This window comes from Paucidesulfovibrio longus DSM 6739 (assembly GCF_000420485.1).
Classification (GTDB): Bacteria; Desulfobacterota; Desulfovibrionia; order Desulfovibrionales; family Desulfovibrionaceae; genus Paucidesulfovibrio; species Paucidesulfovibrio longus.
Genome location: NZ_ATVA01000012.1, coordinates 181,266 through 200,745, shown reverse-complemented (window position 1 = coordinate 200,745; position 19,480 = coordinate 181,266). Strand labels below are relative to the sequence as shown.

The following is a 19,480-nucleotide window of genomic DNA, read 5'->3' as shown; positions in this document are numbered from 1 at the left end:
GGAGCTAGCTCATGGGTATCAAACTCGGTGAAGTCTACAAGTGCGAAGTTTGCGGCAATATCGTCATGGCCATCCACGCCGGAGACGGCGATCTGGTCTGTTGCGGCGAGGAAATGAAGCACATGACCGAGAACACCGTTGACGCGGCCAAGGAAAAGCACGTCCCCGTCATTGAAAAGGACGGCGACAAGGTCGTTGTCAAGGTCGGCAGCGTGGCTCACCCCATGGAAGAAAAGCACTACATCGAATGGATCGAGCTGACGGTCGGCAACGTCGTGCTGAGCAAGCTGCTCAAGCCCGGCGACAAGCCCGAGGCCGAATTCTGCATCTGCGGACTTTCCGGCCCGCTCAAGGCGCGTGAATACTGCAACATCCACGGCCTCTGGACCGCCACGAAATAACCAGACACTCTCCCTTTCGGGGTCGGCTCATGGCCGGCCCCGTTTTTCCGCCCCTCCGGGGCGATAGACAGGAGCAACTGCAATGCGTTACGTATGTGAAGTCTGCGGCTACGTGTACGATCCCGAAGCGGGCGACCCCGATTCCGGCATCGCTCCCGGCACCAAGTTCGAGGATCTCCCGGACGACTGGGCCTGCCCCATCTGCGGCGCTCCCAAGAGCAGCTTCAGCCCCGAGGAGTAGGATCCGCCGAACGCGCCGAGACACCGTCACCGGCATTGAGGAGCTGCGCCCCTGGCCGGCTCCTTTTTTCGTCTGAGCAATCATACCCCGTAAAGGAAGTGAAGAATGAAGCCCGTCGAACTCATAAAAGACATCTTCTGGGTTGGAGTCGTGGACTGGAACAAGCGCAATTTCCACGGCTATTCCAAGTCCCCGCTGGGAACCACCTACAACAACTTTCTGATCAAGGACGAGAAGGTCACGCTCATCGACACGGTCGAGCGCGAATTCCTCGAAGAAATGCTTTGCAGCATCACCCAGGTGATCGGCAAGGAAGGCAAGATCGACTACGTGGTCGTGAACCACCTGGAGCCGGACCACGCGGGCTGCCTCGACGAGATCGTCAAGCGCTTCAAGCCCGAGAAGATCCTGACCTCGCCCATGGGCGAAAAGGCCATGAAGGCCCACTTCCACTACACGGACTGGCCCGTGGAAGTGGTGCCCACCGGCTCCGAGGTCTCCATCGGCAAGCACACCTTGCAGTTCATCGAGACCAGGATGCTGCACTGGCCCGACTCCATGCTGACCTATGTCCCCGAAGCCAAGATCGCCTTTTCCAACGACGCCTTCGGCCAGAACTGGGCCACCAGCGAACGTTTCGCCGACGAAGTGGACCGCTCCACCCTGGAGAAGCGCATGGCCGAATACTACGCCAACATCGTGCTGCCCTACTCCCCGGTGGTCCAGAAGACGCTGACGTCCCTGGCCGAGAAGGAACTGGAAATCGAGATGCTCTGCCCGGACCACGGCCTCTTCTTCCGGGGCGAGGACGTGGCCTTCGCCATCGACAAATACATGGAATTCGCCCGGCAGGAGCCCAAGAACAAGGCCGTGCTCGTCTACGACACCATGTGGCAGTCCACCGAGAAGATGGCCAAGGCCATCGCCACGGGCCTGGTCGACGAGGGCGTGAGCGTGCGGCTCATGAGCGTGAAGAGCAACCACCACAGCGAGATCATGACCGAGGTCTTCGACTCGGCCGCCGTGCTCGTGGGCTCGCCCACGCACAACAACGGCATCCTGCCCGGCATGGCCGACGTGCTGACCTACATGAAGGGGCTGCGCCCGCAGAACAAGATCGGCGCGGCCTTCGGCTCCTTCGGCTGGAGCGGGGAGTGCGTCAAGGTTCTCAACGAATGGCTGGAGTCCATGAACTTCGAAACGGTCGAACCCGGCTCGGTCAAGGTCAAGCACATCCCGACCCACGAGACGTACGGGGAATGCTACGACCTGGGACGCAAGGTCGGCCAGGCCATCAAGGCCAAGCTCGGCCTGTAGGCCGGCCGCAGCGGCCTTGATCCTGCTCCGCGCCCGGCGCGCGCAGCCCGGCGCCCCCGGACGCAGGAACACCGAAACACGAAAAAGCCCGGCCAACTGGCCGGGCTTTTTCGTGTTTCGTCCGTCTGTCGCGCCCCGCAGGGGAGCCGAGACATGGCGCAAGGGCGCTTGCTATTTCCAGGCGCCGTTCTTGAATTGAAAGATTTCGGAGAAGGCGCGCGCCGTTCCGGAAACCGGCACGAACTCGCCGCCGGTGCACTCCTCGCGGGACTTGCCCACGGCCTCGTAGACCGTGTCCTGGTAGCGCAGGATGCCGCAATAGTGACCGGGCTGGGACGGGGACTCCCGGACCACGCTGCTCCGCTTTTCGATGCGGTGGTAGCGGGCGCGGAACACGCCGCCGTCCTCAATGATGTTCATGTTGTTGAAACCGTTGGAATGGCTGCGGTTCAGCCGCGCAATCCAGGAATCGGAAAAGCGCGAGAAGTCGGAGTGCATTTTCAGCTGCTCCTCTTCCTTCTTCTTGGCCGCGAGTTGCTCCGGCGTGAGCTGTTCGGTGCTTTCCGCTGCGGAAACCTGATCCGCCGCGCCCTTGGCGGCGTCGCCGACCGGCTCCTCGGCAAGGGCCGAACCGGGCATGGCAAAAAGGGCCATCAGGGCGCAGGCAATGATGAATCTGTGCAGACGCATGACGGTCCGTTATGTTTGGGGGTTATTAAACACAATCAAGGTCCGGGGAATGGGCGATCCATCCCCCGGACCCATCGTTGTCTAAATTACCACCCTTTCAGGCGGCCCGCAACTCTATTTGCTGCGGATCTCCACGCGGCGGTTCTGGTAGCGGCCGTCATCCGTGGTGTTGTCGAACTTGGTGGACTCGCCCTTGCCCACGGGCTCCAGGCGGCTCTTGGCGATGCCGTGGCTGGTCAGCCAGGAGGTCACGGAGTCGGCGCGGCGCTTGGACAGTCCCAGGTTGTAGGCGTCGGTGCCGATGGAGTCGGTCCAGCCCTCGACCACGTAGTTCAGCTCCGGGCGCTCCTGCAGCAGCATCTGGGCCTGCTCCAGGATGGGAACCATCTCTTCCTTGATGTTCGACTTGTCGAAGTCGAAGTTCAGGCGGAAGACGATGGTTTCGTCCATGGCCTGCGGCTCGGCGGCTTCGGTGAAGAAGACGTCCTCGACGAACTTGTCCAGAACGGCGGCGTCCGCCACGAGGCCGCTGCCGTCGGCGGGCACGGAGCAGGAGTTCAGAGCGCGGATCTCGTCTACGATCAAGCGGCCCTGGTCCGTGTCGGCGTAGCTGATGACGTGGAAGCAGACCTTGCCCTGGTACTTGGCGTAGAGGGCCTGGGCCTGGGCGACCGGGTCGGCGCCGATGTTGGACGCGCCGTCCGTGACCATGATCACGGCGGTCTTGCCGTCAAGGCTGGCCAGGACGGGGTCGAGGTCGATCAGGCCGTTGCCCATGGGGGTGCGGCGCATGAAGATCTCGTAGTCCGTGTCAATGCCGCTGATGGCCTGACCGATGACCGCGGTCCGGTAGGGAGCGGGCTGCGCATACCCGGCAAAGGGAGCGAAGGTGTACAGGGCTCCGGTGTAGCCGAGCTCGGGGATGGCCGCGTTGAGCTTGTCCATCATGCTCTTGGCCAGTTTGATTTTGGTCTCTCCGCTGCCCATGTACTTCTGGGCCATGGAACCGGAGTGGTCCACGAAGAGAATGAAATTGTCCACCTTGGGGATCTTCTTTCCGGCGAACGCCGCCGTGGAGAAGACCATCAGTGCCGAAAGCGCCGCCAGGCAGGCGATCAGCGTGTACTTTTTGACGTTCACCATTACTTTTCTCCTTCCTTAAGATTTTTCAACTGGGTAAAGGCATTTCTGGTAATCAACCTCATTTTTAAGAGTATCGGATATCCCCCATTGAAGCAAGGGGGTATTTGCTATTTCTCATGTGCTCCGAATGATGCCTTGCCCCACGGAGTTGCATCCGGCTGCGGAAATAAGTAAGAGCCATAGTTTAGGCGCGCTCACTGCGCACAGCACATCGAAACGACAAGCACGAGGAGTGCCCGATGCATATCGTTACCGGCGGAGCCGGGTTCATCGGCAGCGCCATGGTCTGGCAACTCAACCGCATGGGCGTGGACGACATCCTGGTGGTGGACAATCTTTCCACCAGCGAAAAATGGAAGAATCTCGTTGGGTTGAAATATTCCGACTATCTGCACCGGGACGAGTTCCACAAATATCTCGTGCGCGAGCACGACCCCTTCCGCACGGACGCCATCATCCACATGGGCGCCTGTTCCTCCACCACGGAGCTGGACGCCGACTTCCTGATGGAGAACAACTACCGCTACACCCAGCTGGTCTGCCGCTTCTGCCTGAACCACGGCGCCCGCTTCGTGAACGCCTCTTCCGCCGCCACCTACGGCGACGGACGCCTCGGCTTTTCCGACGACCACGCCGGACTGCGCGCGCTGCGTCCCCTGAACATGTACGGCTATTCCAAGCAGCTCTTCGATCTCTGGGCGCTGGAATCCGGCATCCTCGACCACATCGCCAGCCTCAAGTTCTTCAACGTCTACGGACCGAACGAATATCACAAGGGCGACATGAAGAGCGTGATCTGCAAGGCGTACAAGCAGATCGGCGAAACGGGAAAAATGAAGCTCTTCAAGTCCTACCGGCCCGACTACCCCCACGGGGGCCAGAAACGGGACTTCGTCTACGTCAAGGACTGCGTCGATCTGATGTGGTGGCTGCTGGAGCACCCGGACGTGGGCGGCGTGTTCAACGTGGGCACCGGGCAGGCCCGGCCCTGGGTGGACCTCGCCAACGCCGTGTTCGCGGCCATGGACAAGACCCCGGACATCGGCTTCATCGAGATGCCCGAAGCCATCCGCGACAAGTACCAGTATTTCACCCAGGCCGACATGACCAAGCTGCGCGCGGCCGGATACGACAAGCCCTTCACCTCCCTGGAGGAAGGCGCTGCGGACTACGTAAAGAACTACCTGGCAACGGACGATATCCACCTCACAAGCTAGAGGTTTCGATTTGAAGCGCCGCCTGGTTCCGATTCTCGTCTGCACCCTCGCGCTGACCTGCTTCTTCGCAGGCCAGCCCTGGCTGCTGTTCGGCGAGAAGACGCCCATGAGCATGGAGCGGCGCTACGCCTCGGACCGCGACCTGACCTTCAACGAAACGGACCAGGCCCCGCGCGAAAAGGGCGAGTGGACCTTCACCGCGGACAAGATCATTGCGGAGCACGACAGCCAGTATGTGGAGGTCGAGGGCAACGCCACCTTCACGGACGGCACGGAAACGCTCCGGGCCGACTTCGCCCGCTACTACCGCGAAACCGGCTGGCTGCTGCTGCGCGGCAATGTCCGCGCCATGTGGCAGGGGGATTTCCTGGAGGCGGCCGAGGCCGAGTTCGACCTGAAGAAAAAGGAAGGCTGGCTCAAGGACGGCAAGGTCTTCATGGTCAAGCCGCATCTCTATTTCGAGTCTTCCTACATCCGCAAATACAGCGGGGCGAGCTACACCTTCAAGGACGCCAAGGTCACGGCGTGCAGCGGGGAGAAGCCCGCGTGGTCCGTGCAGGCCCAGGAAGGCGACATCACCCTGGACGGCTACGCAACGCTCTGGCACACGACCTTCCGCATACGCGACACGCCCGTGGCCTACCTGCCCTACATGAAGCTCCCCGCTGGCGGGGGCAAGCGGCAAAGCGGCTTCCTCATGCCCGAGGTGGGCAGCAGCTCCCGCTTCGGCTTCCGGCTGAACATGCCCTATTACTGGGCCGTCAGCGAAGAGGTGGACGCCACCTTCTACCAGCACTTCATGAGCAAGCGCGGCTACATGCAGGGCCTGGAACTGCGCCACGCGGACGACTCCTACACCAAGGGCTTCTGGCGCTTCGACTGGCTCAACGACGCCATGACCTACCGCAAGGACAGCAACGAGGACGACCCGGTGGAAGGCGACGGCCTCGTGCGGCCCAACAGCAACCGCTGGTGGTGGCGCAGCAAGTTCAACGGCTACCTCGGAACCCCGTCCTGGCGGGCCATGGTGGACGTGGACCTCGTCTCGGACCAGGACTACCTGCGCGAGTTCTCGGACGGCTACAACGGCTACCGCACCAGCCGCGACGAGATGCTCGACCAGTTCGGCCGCGACATCAACGAGGCGGACGCGGAAACGCGCACGAGCACGGCCATGCTCACCCGCGACTTCCAGTCCTTCGGCGTGGCCGGAAAAATCGAGTACAACCAGAACCCGTCCTACATGAACGGCAACGGCAAGACCGGGGACAACGACTCCCTGCAACGCATGCCCGAGCTGGACGCCTTCGCCTTCAAGGATTCCATCGGCGGAACCCCGCTCGAATTCGAGGGGCAGGCCAAGTACGACTATTTCCAACGCGAGAAGGGCACCACGGGACAGCGCCTGGAGCTGCGGCCCCGGCTGAGCCTGCCCCTGCACACGGACGCCGTGACCGTCATCCCCTACGTGGGCGCGCGCAGCGCATTCTACTCCGTGGACAAGTGGGAAACCGACGGGAACACCACCCTGGCCAACGGACAGGTCGAGGGCAACAACACCTCCGAAGACGAAAACCCCATGAACCTGACCGTGGAGGCGGGGGTTTCGCTCTTCTCCGAGGTCTACAAGACCTACAGCCTGGAATCCGACGCCCTGGCCCTGACCAAGGACAACGTGGGCCATGAGCGCTGGACCGACGTCAAGCACAGCCTCGTGCCGCGCATCGACTATTCCTACGTGCCGCGCAAGACCGGCCAGAGCGACCTGCCCTATTACGACGAACGCGACCGCGTCTTCGGCGAGGATCTCGTCACCTACTCCCTGACCAACGTCTTCGACCGCAAGCGCGAATACGTGACCCTCGGCCCGGACGGCGAAACCCCTACCCTGGCCAACGACTATCTCGACTTCGCCAGGGTGCGCGTCTCCCAGAGCTACGACCGTCTGGAAGCCTCGCGCAAGGACGAACTGGACGAATACGAACGCAGGCCCTTCTCGGACATCATGGCCGAAGTCTCGCTCCAGCCGTTCGCGGGCTGGGAGCTGACCTCCAAGTCGTGGTACTCTCCCTACCTCTCGCAGGTCACCGAGCACGAGCACACCCTGCGCTACACCCGCGAGGGAGTGGGCGACGCCTTCATATCCTACGACCTGCTCCAGAAGGTGGACGAGTACAAACGCCGCCGCGCGAGCGACATGCAGGTGCTGCACCTGGGCGGCAACATCTACGTGATGCAGAACCTGATCCTGGGCATGGAATACCGCACCGACCTCAACGAAGGCGTGGACCTGGAAAAGACCCTGCGCCTGACCTGGGTCGGCGAATGCTACGACGTGGGCCTGCAATTCACGCGGACCGACGACGACACCCGCCTGGGCCTGCATTTCAACCTCTTCAAGTTCTAGGATGCCCGGCAGAAGACCCATACGCGTCCTCCCCCCCGCTCTGATGCACCAGATCGCCGCGGGCGAGGTGGTCGAGCGCCCGGCCAGCGTGGTCAAGGAGCTGGTGGAAAACAGCCTCGACGCCGGCGCCCGGCGCGTGGACGTGCGCATCGAACGCGGCGGCGCGGGCCTCATTTCCGTTCGCGACGACGGCCACGGCATTCCCCCGGACGAACTGGAGCTGGCGGTCACGCGCCACGCCACGAGCAAGATCGCCGACCTCGCCGACCTGGAACGCGTGGCCTCCTTCGGCTTCCGGGGCGAGGCCCTGCCGAGCATCGCCTCGGTTTCCCGCTTTCTGATGAGCTCGCGCAGCGCGGGCCAGGACATGGGCTGGCAGGCCCGCGTCACCCACGGCGAACTGGCCGAGGCAGGCCCGGCCCCGTTGGACAAGGGCACCCTGGTGGAAGTGCGCGATCTCTTTTCCAACGTTCCCGCCCGGCTCAAATTCCTCAAGACCGAGAACACCGAGGCCCGGCGCTGCCAGGACGCGATCATGCGCATGGCCCTGGCCCGGCCCGACGTGCGCTTCACCCTGCACGTCAACGGCCGCGAAGCCCTGAACCTGCCCGAGGGGCAAAGCCTGCGCGAGCGCCTGGCCGCGTTCTGGCCCCCGGCGGTCATGGACGGCCTTCTGGACGTGGACCTGGAGACGCGCGGCCTGCGCGTGTCCGGCCTCGCCAGCCAGCCCCGCACGGCGCAGGGACGCGGCGACCGCATCCTGCTCTGGGTCCGGGGCCGTCCCGTGCAGGACAAGCTGCTGCTCTCGGCCCTGCGCCAGGCGTATTCGGGCCGCCTGCTCTCCAAGGAATATCCCCAGGCCGTGCTCTTTCTGGACCTCCCGCCGGAACAGGTGGATGTGAACGTGCACCCGGCCAAGCTCGAAGTGCGCTTCGCCGAGGAATCCGCCGTATTTTCCGCGGTGCGGGCGGCCGTTGCCCGCGCCCTGGACAGCGGCGGCGCGCTGCTCCGGCCCTCCGGCGTCCAGGTCGCCGGAACGGACGGCGAGACGAGTGCCGAGACGGATGCCGCGCGCCTCTCCCCGCCGCGGGAAGCCGCCTCCCTGCGCGAACCCGGCCAGGGCTTCGGCGCGGCCGGAAAATTCCGCGGCTACTCGGAGTACAAGCGCGGTCCGGGCCGGGACGACGATTTCCGGTCGCGGCAGCCCGACTTTTCCGCGAACAGGTCCGGCAGCCTGCCCCTGCCCACGCCGGAAAGCGAACGAAGCAGCCCCGGGGAGCCGTTTCCCCGTGACCACGGCGCTGACGCCGCGCCGCTCCGGGCCGAGGTGCGCGCGGCGTCGAAAACGGACGCGCCCCTGGTGGGCGGCTTCGCCTACCTCGGCCAGGTCAGCGCCACCTATCTCGTGCTGGCCCAGGGCCACGACATGCTTCTGGTGGACCAGCACGCCGCGCACGAGCGCGTGATTCTGGAGGCCATGCGCGCGCAGCGCACCCGCGGGGATTCCCAGCCCCTGGCCCTGCCCCTGGAGCTGCCCCTGCACCCGGCCGAGGCCGAGCGCCTGGAGGCCCTCTGGGACGACCTGCGCCAAGCCGGATTCCGGCTGGAGCAGCCCGCGCCGGACCGGCTTCTGCTCCGGGGCATCCCGCCCACGCTCGACAGCGGCAGGGCAAAGGAGTACCTTCGGGCGGCCCTAAATTCCGGGGCTTCCGGCCTGGAGGAACTCTGGACCATGCTTTCCTGCAAGTCGGCCATCAAGGCCGGACAGGCCCTGGCCCGCGACGAGGCCCTGGCCCTGCTGGAAACCTGGCTGGCCTGCCCGGACCGGGAATACTGCCCGCACGGACGGCCCGTGGTGCTGCGCTGGACCCCTGCCGAAATGGAAAAACTGTTCAAACGGAAGTGACCCTCCCCATGACCATCCTCTACAACAAGCTGCGCGTGCGCGTGTCCCTGGACGCCATCCGCGAGAACTACCGCATTCTCAATTCCATCAGCGGCAACGCCTTTGCCGTGGTCAAGGCCGACGCCTACGGCCACGGCCTGATCCGCGTGGCCGAGGCCCTGGCCGAGGAAGGCGCGGACACCTTTGCCGTGGGCACGGTGGACGAGGCGGTCTTCCTGCGCAAGTCCGGCTGCCGGGGCCGCATCATCGCCCTGCTCGGCCCCGTGGACGACAACGACTACAAGGCCCTGGTCCCGAACCGGATCATTCCCTTCGTGGGCAACTGGGAACAATTGGCGCGCCTGCGCGAGGCCGTGGCAGGGGCCGAAAAGCCCCTGGAGATCAGCCTCAAGTTCGATACGGGCATGGCCCGGCTAGGCTTCCGGCATTCGGACGTGCCCCGGCTGCTCTCCGTCCTGGGCGAGGAACCGCTCCTGCGTCCGGTCATGGCCAGCTCGCACCTGGCCACTGCGGACGAACCCGGCAACTGGAGCTTCGTTCAGGAGCAGTCGCGCATCTTCCAGGCCGTGCTGGACGCCCTGCGCGAAGGCGGCGTGCCCGTGGAGGGCAACATCGCCAACACGGCGGGCATCCTGGCCCACGGCGCCCTGCACCACCAGGGCCAGAGGGCGGGCATCGGTCTCTACGGCTGCAATCCCCTGGCCGGGACCGAACATGAAGCCCTGGGCGCGAAGCTGCGCCCGGCCATGCAGGTCAGCGCCCCCATCGTGGAAATCCACCCCGTGCGCGCGGGCCAGAGCGTGAGCTACGGCTGCACCTGGCGCGCCCGGCGCGACAGCGTCGTCGCCATCGTGGCCGCGGGATACGCCGACGCCTATTCGCGCGGCCTGTCCAACAAGGGCGGCATGTGCCTGCACGGCGAGCGCGTGCCCGTGGTGGGCCGGGTCTGCATGCAGCTCACCGCCGTGGACGTGACGGCCCTGGCCGAGTCCGGCAAGAGCGCGCAGGTGGGCGACGAAGCATTTCTGTTGGGGGGAGAGGGGCCGGGCCGCATCTCTCCCGAGGATCTGGCCTCGTGGTGGGGAACCATCACCTACGAGGTTTTCTGCCTGCTCGGCCTGAACCGGCGGGAATACGTCTAACAACGAGGAGAACGCCATGAGCTGGACCGTCGTCGAAAGCTACCCGCTCCACGAGATGGAGCACGAAGGGCTCACGCCCGAGAACCTCCAGGGCCGCTGGGAGGAGATCGCAGAGGACATGGCTTTGATCCCCGAACGCAACATCCGCGTGGTCGAGGACAAGGGCATCGTGCGCGTCGAGGTTTCCGAGGAACTCTACGACTGCATGCGCGGCATCTGATTCCCTTCCGGGCGTTGTCCGGCGGGTTGATGCGAAAGGGGCGGGCTTTTCCCGCCCCTTTTCTTTGCACAATAATAATTCAAGGCGCTTGCGCCGACCATGATGGCATGGCATGCTCTTGGGAATCTTATCCCTGCGTCCGCAGGGCAACGACAACCAAGGAGTGCACGATGCGCAGGCAGACACGCATGCAGGGACTGGCCCTGGCCGCGCTGGTCCTGCTGGCCGCCGCGGGATTGTCCTTCGCGGCTCCCGACGGGCCGCCCCCGGACGCCGCGAACCTCTGGAATCACATCACCACGCAGTCTCCCTACACGCAGTGGAAGAACTGGCCCGACCACCAGGGCATGCAGCCCGGAAGCTCGCCCCACGGGGCGCTGCACGTGGTCTACGTCAACGACGCGGCGCTCTCCGTGCGGCAGCCGCCCGTTCCCTACGGCTCCATCGTGGTCAAGGAGAACTACGACGAGGCCAAGACCCTCAAGGCCATCACCGTGATGTACAAGGTCAAGGGCTTCAACCCCGAAGCCGGGGACTGGTTTTGGGCCAAGTTCGCACCGGACGGCACAGTGCAGGCCTCCGGCACGCCCGGCGGCTGCATCGGCTGCCACAGCGCGGTGGCGGGCAACGACTACATCTTCCTGCACGCATTCTAGGCGGTAATCATGCTCTGGATACACCCCCTGCTGGCGGCCTTCACCACGCTGCTGGCCTTCTACGTCCTCGTTCTCGGACTCGTGCGGCTGCACGCGAACCATTTCGGCGGCACCCGCCAGTTCCAATGGAAACGGCACGTCCGCCTCGGCTACGCGGTCTACGGCCTCTGGCTGCTCAGCTTTTTCGGAGGGGCAGCCATGGTCTGGCTGCACTGGCCCGACGCCTTTCTCAAAGGCGACCACACCGAAGGCGCACTGAACATGCTCGTGCTGATCTTCGTCGGACTGGCCACGGGCTGGTACATGGACAGCCGCGCCAAAAAGCGCGTTCTTCTGCCTCTGGCGCACGCCGCCGTCAACGTCTGGCTGCTCGTTCTGGCCGTGGGCCAGGCGCTGACGGGCTGGGGAATCGTGCAGAAAGCTCTCCTGAGTTAGCAAAAGCGCTGTTTTTATGTTCAAAAACCCCGCAATAGCGGGGTTTTTTTGTTCGCCGGCGTGTTTCAACAATGTTACAATTCGGAAACAAACATGTTACAGGCTTTCGCGGACGCGCCAAAACGCCTATGGGCAATGGCGCGAAGGATGGGAGTGCTCCGGAGAATCCACAGCCGTAAGGAATCGCCATGAAATCCCGCTCGGTGTTCACCCGCATGCTGCTCTGGGCCTGGGCCGTCCTGGCCGCGGCCCTGCTGGCTCTGTTCCTGGTCACCACCTACGAGGCCAAGGACGGAGTGCTGCGCGACGCGGAACAGCGGGCGCGGCGGGAGCTGGAAACCGTGAAGTGGCTCGTGGTCAACCACGCGCCCTTCGAGGACGCCAGGGCTTTCGACGACTGGGGCAAGGAGCTTGGCGGACGCATGGGCCTGCGCGTGACCTTCATCGTGGACGGCGTCGTGCGCGCCGATTCCATGGTGCCTTTCGCGGACCTCGGCGGACTGGAGGACCACTCCACCCGGCCGGAGGTGCGCAAGGCCGAAGTCAACGTCGTGGCCACCAGCCGCAGGCACAGCGACACCCTGGACCGCGAGATGATCTACGCGGCGACCCTGCTGCCCCCGGTGAGCGGGCTGCCGCGCGGCGTGCTGCGGCTGGCCGTGCCCTTTTCCGAACTGCGCGAGCGCCTCTCCACGATCCTCAGCCGGGCACTCTGGACCATGGGGCTGGCCCTGGCCGCCAGCGGCGCGCTGCTGCTCATGGGCATGCGCAACCTGGGCAGCTCCGTGTCCGCGTTCGTGGAATTGGCGCGCGAGATCGGCAACGGCGACTTTTCCCAGCGCATCCGCGAGGTGCCGGGAAGGGAGTTCCAGCCCCTGGCCGAGGCGGTCAATGCCATGGCCAGGCGCATCGGCCGCCACGTCGGCACCATCGAGGAGCAGGGCGGCAGGCTGCGCGCCATGTTCCAGGGCATGGGCGAAGGCGTGCTCGTGCTCGACGAGCGCGGGCGCATCGAGTCCTTCAACCGCGCGCTGGAGCACCTTCTGCCCGAAGCCGCCCAGGGACTCGGCCGCCCCCCGCTGGAGGCGGGCCTCCCGCTGGAAATCCAGGACGCCTCCGACCGCGTGCTCGGCATGCGCGCCGCCGCGGCCCAGACTGCGGAGCATCACGGCGACCGGCTGCGCATCACCATGGAAAACGGCAAACACCTCGCCGTTTCCGTGCTGCCGTTCACCGGCTACAAGGGCGGCCACAAGCTCATCCTCGTCTTTCGCGACGTCACGACCGAGGTGGAACACGAACGCGCCCTGCGCGACTTCGTGGCCAACGCCTCGCACCAGTTGCGCACGCCCCTGACCAGCATCAAGGGCTACGCCGAAACCCTGCTCGACTCGCCCCCGGAAGACCGCGAAGCCGCGGCCAAATTCCTGCGCATCATCCAGCGCAACGCGGACCACATGGACGGCGTGCTCACCAGCATGCTCAAGCTCGCCCGCTCGGACCGCACGGCCCGCGCCGACGAAGCGCCCGTTGCCGTGGACGCCAGGGAGATCCTGGACGCCGCCCTCTCGGACCTTGCGCCCCGCGCCGAGGAAGCCGGGCTGCGCATCCGCACGGAGCTGCCGGAAGGTCCGCTGCTCGTGCGCGCCGAGCAGGAGGGGCTGCTGCACGTCTTCCACAACCTGATCTCCAACGCCATGCTCTACGGAGGCGACGGCGGGGTCATCGAGATCCGCGCCGAGGCCGCCCCCGAGGGCTGGGCCTTTTCCGTGCGCGACCACGGCCCCGGCATCCCCGCAGGCTTGGAGGACAAGGTTTTCGAGCGTTTCTTCCGGGGCGACCCCAATGCCATCGACGGACGCGGCGGCGCGGGCCTCGGCCTGGCCATCTGCCGGCAGATCGTCGAGAACTACGGCGGAAGCATCCGGGCAGAACGCCCGGAAGACGGGCGCGGAGCGCGCTTCACCTTCCATCTGGTGCGAGACTGAGCGAGAATGACCAAACCCGTTCGCGCAGGACACCCCCGCGAACCAGGAGCCTGATCCAACCGTCATGGACATCTACGATCTGTTTTTCTACATGTCTCTCGGGGCCGGTTTTCTCATGGCCTTCAACCTCGGCGCCAACGACGTGGCCAACAGCATGGCCTCGGCCGTGGGCGCAAGAGCCATCTCCGTTCGGCAGGCCGTGTTCATCGCCAGCATCCTCAACTTCGTGGGCGCGGTGCTGCTCGGCTCCCACGTCACGGCCACGGTCAGCAAGGGCATCATCAACGCCTCGGCCATCTCCGATCCCAAAGTGATCATGGTCGGCATGTTCGCGGCGCTGCTCGCGGCCGGGCTCTGGGTGCTCATCTCCACGCTGACGTCGCTCCCCGTAAGCTCGACCCACTCCATCGTGGGCGCGATCATGGGATTCGGCATCGTCGCGGGCGGCCCCAGCGTGGTCAACTGGCTGAAGATGGGCGGCATCGTCATGTCCTGGATCATCTCCCCCTTCTTCGCCGCGGGCATCTCCTACTTCATCTTCACGCACATCCGGCGGAACATCCTCTACAAGGCGCACTTCATCGAGCAGGCCCGCAAATGGGCCCCGCGCTGGGTCGCGCTGACCGTCTCGCTGGTGATTTTCTCCTTCCTCTACAAGACGCCCATGGGCCAGAGCCTGGGACTGCACTGGGCCGCCTCCCTGGCCGTGGCCCTGCTCCTGTCCGCGCTGGTCTGGCAGGGGGGGCGCGTCGTCATGCGGCGGCTGGTCATCAACCCCGAGGACGGCGCCGAGGCCGTGGAGGGCGTTTTCCGCAAGATGCAGGTCGGCACCTCCTGCTACGTGGCCCTCTCCCAGGGCGCCAACGACGTGGCCAACGCCATCGGCCCGGTGGCCGCCATCTACCTCATCGCCAAGCAGCACAAGCTCCTGGCCCAGGCCGACGTGCCCCTGGGCATCCTCATGCTCGGCGGGCTGGGCATCGCAGTGGGCATCACCGTGCTCGGCCACAAGGTCATGGCCACCGTGGGCGAAAAGATCACCACCCTGACCAACACGCGCGGCTTCGCCGTGGACTTCGGCGCGGCCAGCACCGTGCTCGTGGCCTCGAACATGGGCCTGCCCGTCTCCACCACCCACGCGGCCGTGGGAGGCGTGGTCGGGGTCGGCCTGGCGCGCGGATTCTCCGCCGTGGACTTCCGCGTGCTCGGAAAGATCGTGATCTACTGGGTGCTGACGGTGCCCATCGCGGCCTTCACGAGCATCGTGATCTTCGTGCTCCTGAAGTGGCTGTTCCTGTAAAAAATCAAGACCTTTCAAGAAGGAGAGAGCATATGTCCCTGCGATTGCCGCTTTTCGGACTGCTGTCCAAGAAGTCCCCCATGGAGGGACTCGTCGAGCACTACGACAAGATCAGCGAGTGCATCAACATCATCAACGAATCCCTGGAATGCTACGTCACGGGCGGCAGCTGCCGGGAGATGGAAGAGCTGGCCGAAGGCATCGCCGAGGTCGAGCGCGAGGCCGACGCCATCAAGCGGCGCATCCGCAACCATCTGCCCAGGCAGCTGTTCATGGCCGTGGAAAAGGTGCTCTTCCTGAACTACACGAACAAGCAGGACAACATCCTCGACTCCGCCGAGGACGCCCTGGAATGGCTGGCCATGCGCCGCCTGGCCGTGCCCCACGCCTTCCAGAAGGATCTCGTGAACCTGCTCGACGGCGTGGACCGCGCCGCAACCCTGCTCGGCCCCGCGCTCAAGGCCACCATCGACCTCGTGGAAGGCCGCTCCATCGACCGCGAAGGCACCAAGGACACCTACCGCCAGGTGCGCAACGTGCGCGCCGAGGTCCGCGAGATGGTCAAGAGCCTGACGCGGAAGATCTACAACTCGGACATGGACTTCAAGGACATCTACCAGCTCGTGCACTTCGTGGACTGCCTGGGCGAGATGTCCCACAACTGCTCCAGCTGCGTGGACGGCCTGCGGGCCATGATCGCGCGCTAGCGTCCTTTCCGGGGGCGCGTCCCGCCCCCGAATGCGCCCGCGGGCTCGAAGCCGCCGGACAATCCGGCGGCTTTTCCTTTTCGGCTTTCCCGCAAGCCCGGATCCGCTTCTCCCGTTCCTTGTTCGTCTTGAGAATATCGTCCCTTCGCTTGTTTTTTCACCCGACTTGTATATTATGAAACCATCCAGCTTCAGCGGCGCGAACCGCTATCCGGCTTCCGAACGCTTGTCCCGGCGTCCGGGCACATCGAGCCGGGCAGCGGCGCCCGCCCAAAGCGGCTCTTTCACACGGGGGGTGAACATGAAAATCGCTCAGGTCGCACCGCTCCACGAGAGCGTACCGCCGAAGCTCTACGGCGGGACCGAGCGCGTGGTGCACAATCTCACCGAGGAACTGGTCCGCAAGGGGCACGAGGTCACGCTCTACGCCAGCGGCGACAGCACGACCAGCGCGCGCCTGCGCCCCTGCTGCGACGAGGCCCTGCGCATGAATCCCGAATGCCAGAACACCGTGGTCCATCACGTCCTGATGCTGGAACGGCTTTTCCAGGACGCCCGCGAGTACGACATCATCCACTTCCACGTGGACTACATCCATTTCCCGCTGCTGCGCCGCCTCGACGTGGCCGGTCTGACCACCTTTCACTGGCGGCTCGACCTGCCCGACTTTCTGCCCATCGCCTGCGAATTCCGCGAACTGCCCGTTACTTCCATCTCCTTCTCCCAGCGCCGCCCCCTGCCGCAAATGAACTGGGTGGGCAACGTCTACCACGGCCTGCCTCCGGAAAGCCTGCGGTATGAGCCGAAACCGGAAGGCTACCTCGCCTTCCTGGGCCGCCTGAGTCCGGAAAAGGGCATCGAGGAGGCCGTGGAAATCGCCAAAAGGACGCGCATGCCCCTGAAGATCGCGGCCAAGATCAACGATTTCGAGCGCGACTACTACGAGGACATCCTCCGTCCGCTCTTTCGGCATTCCCTGGTGGAATTTCTGGGCGAGATCGACGATTCGCAAAAAAGCGGCTTTCTCGGCAATGCCTCGGCGCTGCTCTTCCCCATAAAATGGCCCGAGCCGTTCGGCCTGGTCATGATCGAGGCCCTGGCCTGCGGCACGCCCGTGATCGCCTTTCCCAACGGCTCCGTGCCCGAAGTGCTGCGCCACGGCGTCAGCGCCTGGATCGTGGACGACGTGGACCGCGCCGTGGACGCGGTGGGCTGCCTGGGCATGCTCAGCCGACGGCGCTGCCGGGCCGAGTTCGAGCGGCGCTTCACCAGCGAGGTCATGGCCGAGAACTACCTGCGCATCTACGAACGAATTCTGAGCCAGCGCCAGCAGCGCGCCGGAGGAGGGAAATGGACGAGATCATCAAAGTTGCCGGGGAATACTACGTTCTCGCAACGTCCTCACTAGCGGACGATCGCCGCAGGGTCGTCAAGTACGCGAACACATTCGCCGTGTTCGACCGCTTCGGCGACATCCAGCCCATCGGCCTGAGCGAGCAGGGCCTCTACCACGAGGGCACCCGCTTTCTTTCCAGCCTCGAGTTCCAGATCGAGGGCGTGCGCCCCCTGCTGCTCAGCTCCAACGTCACCCGCGACAACATGCTCGTGACCGTGGACCTGACCAACCCGGACATCCTCCTGGAAGACGGCGGCATGATCCCGCGCGGCGCAATCCACGTATTGCGCGCCAAATTCCTGCACGAGGGCGTCTGCCACGAAAAATACCGCATTTCCAACTACGGTCTCGCCGACCTGGACGTCCGCTTTTCCCTCAAATATCAGGCCGACTTCGCGGACATCTTCGAGGTGCGCGGCGAACGGCGCGAACGCCGGGGCCAGGCGGGCGACGCCCAAACCAACGGACGCGAGGTGATCCTGCCCTACCTCGGCCTGGACAACATCCCGCGCAGCACGGAGATTCGCTTTTCCCACGCCCCGGAAAGCGTCGGGGACGCGCAGGCCGATTTCGTCCTGCGCATTCCCGCGCGCGGCTCCGAGGAATTTCTGGCCACGACGCTCTGCCGCACGCCCAAGCGCGACTGGGCCGTGCCGGACCGCGACGCCGCCTGGGAGGCCGCGTCCTACGAGATGTGGAACATTTTCGAACACGAATGCGTGATCCGCACCTCCAACGAGCAGTTCAACGAGCTGATCAGCCGCTCGGTGTCCGACCTGGCCATGCTGCTCACGCGGGAGAACGGCGCGCTCTACCCCTATGCGGGCATTCCCTGGTACTCCACGCCCTTCGGCCGGGACGGAATCATCACGGCTCTGGAAACGCTCTGGCTCAACCCGGAAGTGGCGCGCGGCGTGCTCGACTATCTCGCGGAGCGGCAGGCCACGGACTTCAACGACGGCCAGGACGCGGAGCCGGGCAAGATCCTGCACGAGGTCCGCTTCGGGGAAATGGCCAACACCGGGGAACTGCCCTACGGCAAGTATTACGGCAGCGTGGACGCGACCCCGCTGTTCGTGGTCCTGGCCGGGCGCTACCTGCGCCGCAGCGGCGACCAGCAATATCTCCACCAGCTCTGGCCGTGCATCGAGCGCTGCCTGGAATGGATCGACAGGTACGGCGACCGGGACGGGGACGGTTTTCTCGAATACCAGCGCCGCACCGAACGCGGGCTGACCAACCAGGGCTGGAAGGATTCCGCGGACAGCGTGTTCCACGCGGACGGGGAGCTTGCCAAAGGCCCCATTGCCCTCGTGGAAGCCCAGGCCTACGCCTACATGGCCAAGAGCGAAGCCGCGCGCATGGCCGAGGAACTGGGCATGCGCAAGCAGGCCATGCAGCTGCACGTCCAGGCCAGGGAGCTGCGCAAGCGTTTCGAAAAGACCTTCTGGGACGATCGGATGGGAGGATACGTCTTGGCCCTGGACGGCGAAAAGCGGCCCTGCCGCGTGCTTTCCTCCAACATGGGCCATTGCCTCTTTTCCGGCATCGTTTCCCCGCGCAGGGCCGAAAGCGTCACCCGCCTGCTCATGGGCCGGGAGTTCAACTCCGGCTGGGGCCTGCGGACCATCGCCGAGGGCCAGCCGCGCTACAATCCCATGAGCTACCACAACGGCTCGGTCTGGCCCCACGACAACGCCATGATCGCCCACGGCATGGCCCAGTACGGTTTCAAGAGCGAGGCGGCGGAAATCCTGCGGATGATGTTCGACACCAGCCAGCAGGTGGACCTGCACCGCCTGCCGGAACTGCTCTGCGGTTTCGAACGGCGGCCGGGCGACGGTCCCACGCTCTACCCCGTGGCCTGCTCCCCCCAGGCCTGGGCCTCGGCCGCGGCCATCTACCTGCTCCAGGCCTGCCTGGGGCTGACCGTGCACGGCGGCCAGAAGCGCGTCTACCTGAACAGTCCCGTGCTCCCGGAATTCCTGGACACGGTGCGCGTCCAGGGCCTCAAGGTCGGAAGCGGCACCTTGGACCTGCTCTTCGAGCGGCACGAAAAGGACGTCTCCGTGCGCATCGAAAACCGCGAGGGCGACGTGGGGCTGACCCTGACCAAATGACCGCCGGCCCCGGCCCGGCACGCGCGCAGCGCCGCGATACGCCGCGATGCGTCGCGATGCGTCGCGATACGTCGCGATACGTCGCGATACGCCGCCAATAGCGGCCTGTCGGTGCGGCTGCTTTCTGCCGCAATTTTATATTGAAAATGAATCTCAAATTCATTAATGTGCCGTTGTCCGCAAGGCGAGGCTCT

17 protein-coding genes are annotated in these 19,480 nt (G+C 64.9%); 15 read left to right on the top strand and 2 right to left on the bottom strand.

What is annotated here, in order from left to right:
* Window positions 1-11 precede the first annotated feature (11 nt).
* The 3 genes from G452_RS0105565 to G452_RS0105555 all read left to right on the top strand — a co-directional run bounded on the left by G452_RS0105565 (window position 12) and on the right by G452_RS0105555 (window position 1,959).
* Window positions 12-401 (top strand): desulfoferrodoxin, encoded by a 390-nt coding sequence (locus G452_RS0105565; RefSeq protein WP_022661276.1) that lies wholly within the window; start codon window positions 12-14, stop codon window positions 399-401.
* A gap of 82 nt (window positions 402-483) precedes the next feature.
* A complete protein-coding gene (gene rd, locus G452_RS21060) occupies window positions 484-642 on the top strand; it encodes a rubredoxin (protein ID WP_022661275.1) in 159 nt (52 codons plus the stop codon).
* A gap of 105 nt (window positions 643-747) precedes the next feature.
* Window positions 748-1,959 (top strand): FprA family A-type flavoprotein, encoded by a 1,212-nt coding sequence (locus tag G452_RS0105555; RefSeq protein WP_022661274.1) that lies wholly within the window; start codon window positions 748-750, stop codon window positions 1,957-1,959.
* A gap of 171 nt (window positions 1,960-2,130) precedes the next feature.
* Here G452_RS0105555 and G452_RS20450 read toward each other — a convergent pair whose 3' ends face one another.
* On the bottom strand, window positions 2,131-2,649 hold the full coding sequence (locus G452_RS20450) for a hypothetical protein (RefSeq protein WP_022661273.1): 519 nt from the start codon (window positions 2,647-2,649) through the stop codon (window positions 2,131-2,133).
* 114 nt (window positions 2,650-2,763) lie between these two features.
* Window positions 2,764-3,792: an OmpA family protein gene (locus tag G452_RS0105545; protein WP_022661272.1), complete on the bottom strand. Its 1,029-nt coding sequence runs from the start codon at window positions 3,790-3,792 to the stop codon at window positions 2,764-2,766.
* A gap of 239 nt (window positions 3,793-4,031) precedes the next feature.
* Here G452_RS0105545 and rfaD point away from each other — a divergent pair, with 239 nt between their 5' ends.
* The 12 genes from rfaD (at window position 4,032) to G452_RS0105485 (ending at window position 19,286) form a co-directional block, all read left to right on the top strand.
* Window positions 4,032-5,009 (top strand): ADP-glyceromanno-heptose 6-epimerase, encoded by a 978-nt coding sequence (rfaD, locus tag G452_RS0105540; protein WP_022661271.1) that lies wholly within the window; start codon window positions 4,032-4,034, stop codon window positions 5,007-5,009.
* Window positions 5,010-5,019: 10 nt separating this feature from the next.
* Entirely contained in the window at window positions 5,020-7,416 is a 2,397-nt protein-coding gene (locus tag G452_RS18195) for an LPS-assembly protein LptD (RefSeq protein ID WP_022661270.1), read from the top strand.
* 1 nt (window position 7,417) lies between these two features.
* Window positions 7,418-9,322 (top strand): DNA mismatch repair endonuclease MutL, encoded by a 1,905-nt coding sequence (gene mutL / locus G452_RS0105530; RefSeq protein ID WP_022661269.1) that lies wholly within the window; start codon window positions 7,418-7,420, stop codon window positions 9,320-9,322.
* Between the two features lie 8 nt (window positions 9,323-9,330).
* Window positions 9,331-10,464: an alanine racemase gene (alr, locus tag G452_RS0105525; RefSeq protein ID WP_022661268.1), complete on the top strand. Its 1,134-nt coding sequence runs from the start codon at window positions 9,331-9,333 to the stop codon at window positions 10,462-10,464.
* 16 nt (window positions 10,465-10,480) lie between these two features.
* A complete protein-coding gene (locus G452_RS0105520) occupies window positions 10,481-10,684 on the top strand; it encodes a hypothetical protein (protein ID WP_022661267.1) in 204 nt (67 codons plus the stop codon).
* Between the two features lie 170 nt (window positions 10,685-10,854).
* Window positions 10,855-11,340: a cytochrome P460 family protein gene (locus G452_RS0105515; protein WP_022661266.1), complete on the top strand. Its 486-nt coding sequence runs from the start codon at window positions 10,855-10,857 to the stop codon at window positions 11,338-11,340.
* A gap of 9 nt (window positions 11,341-11,349) precedes the next feature.
* Entirely contained in the window at window positions 11,350-11,775 is a 426-nt protein-coding gene (locus G452_RS0105510) for a DUF4079 family protein (RefSeq protein WP_022661265.1), read from the top strand.
* 188 nt (window positions 11,776-11,963) lie between these two features.
* Window positions 11,964-13,763 (top strand): sensor histidine kinase, encoded by a 1,800-nt coding sequence (locus G452_RS0105505; RefSeq protein ID WP_022661264.1) that lies wholly within the window; start codon window positions 11,964-11,966, stop codon window positions 13,761-13,763.
* 64 nt (window positions 13,764-13,827) lie between these two features.
* Window positions 13,828-15,063 (top strand): inorganic phosphate transporter, encoded by a 1,236-nt coding sequence (locus G452_RS0105500; protein ID WP_022661263.1) that lies wholly within the window; start codon window positions 13,828-13,830, stop codon window positions 15,061-15,063.
* Between the two features lie 32 nt (window positions 15,064-15,095).
* On the top strand, window positions 15,096-15,770 hold the full coding sequence (locus tag G452_RS0105495; RefSeq protein WP_022661262.1) for a DUF47 domain-containing protein: 675 nt from the start codon (window positions 15,096-15,098) through the stop codon (window positions 15,768-15,770).
* A gap of 301 nt (window positions 15,771-16,071) precedes the next feature.
* Window positions 16,072-17,178 carry a glycosyltransferase family 4 protein gene (locus G452_RS0105490; RefSeq protein ID WP_022661261.1) on the top strand — a complete coding sequence of 369 codons (1,107 nt, stop codon included), beginning with the start codon at window positions 16,072-16,074 and terminating at the stop codon, window positions 17,176-17,178.
* Window positions 17,121-19,286: an amylo-alpha-1,6-glucosidase gene (locus G452_RS0105485; protein ID WP_022661260.1), complete on the top strand. Its 2,166-nt coding sequence runs from the start codon at window positions 17,121-17,123 to the stop codon at window positions 19,284-19,286. Before G452_RS0105490 ends, G452_RS0105485 begins: the two co-directional genes overlap by 58 nt.
* Window positions 19,287-19,480 lie beyond the last annotated feature (194 nt).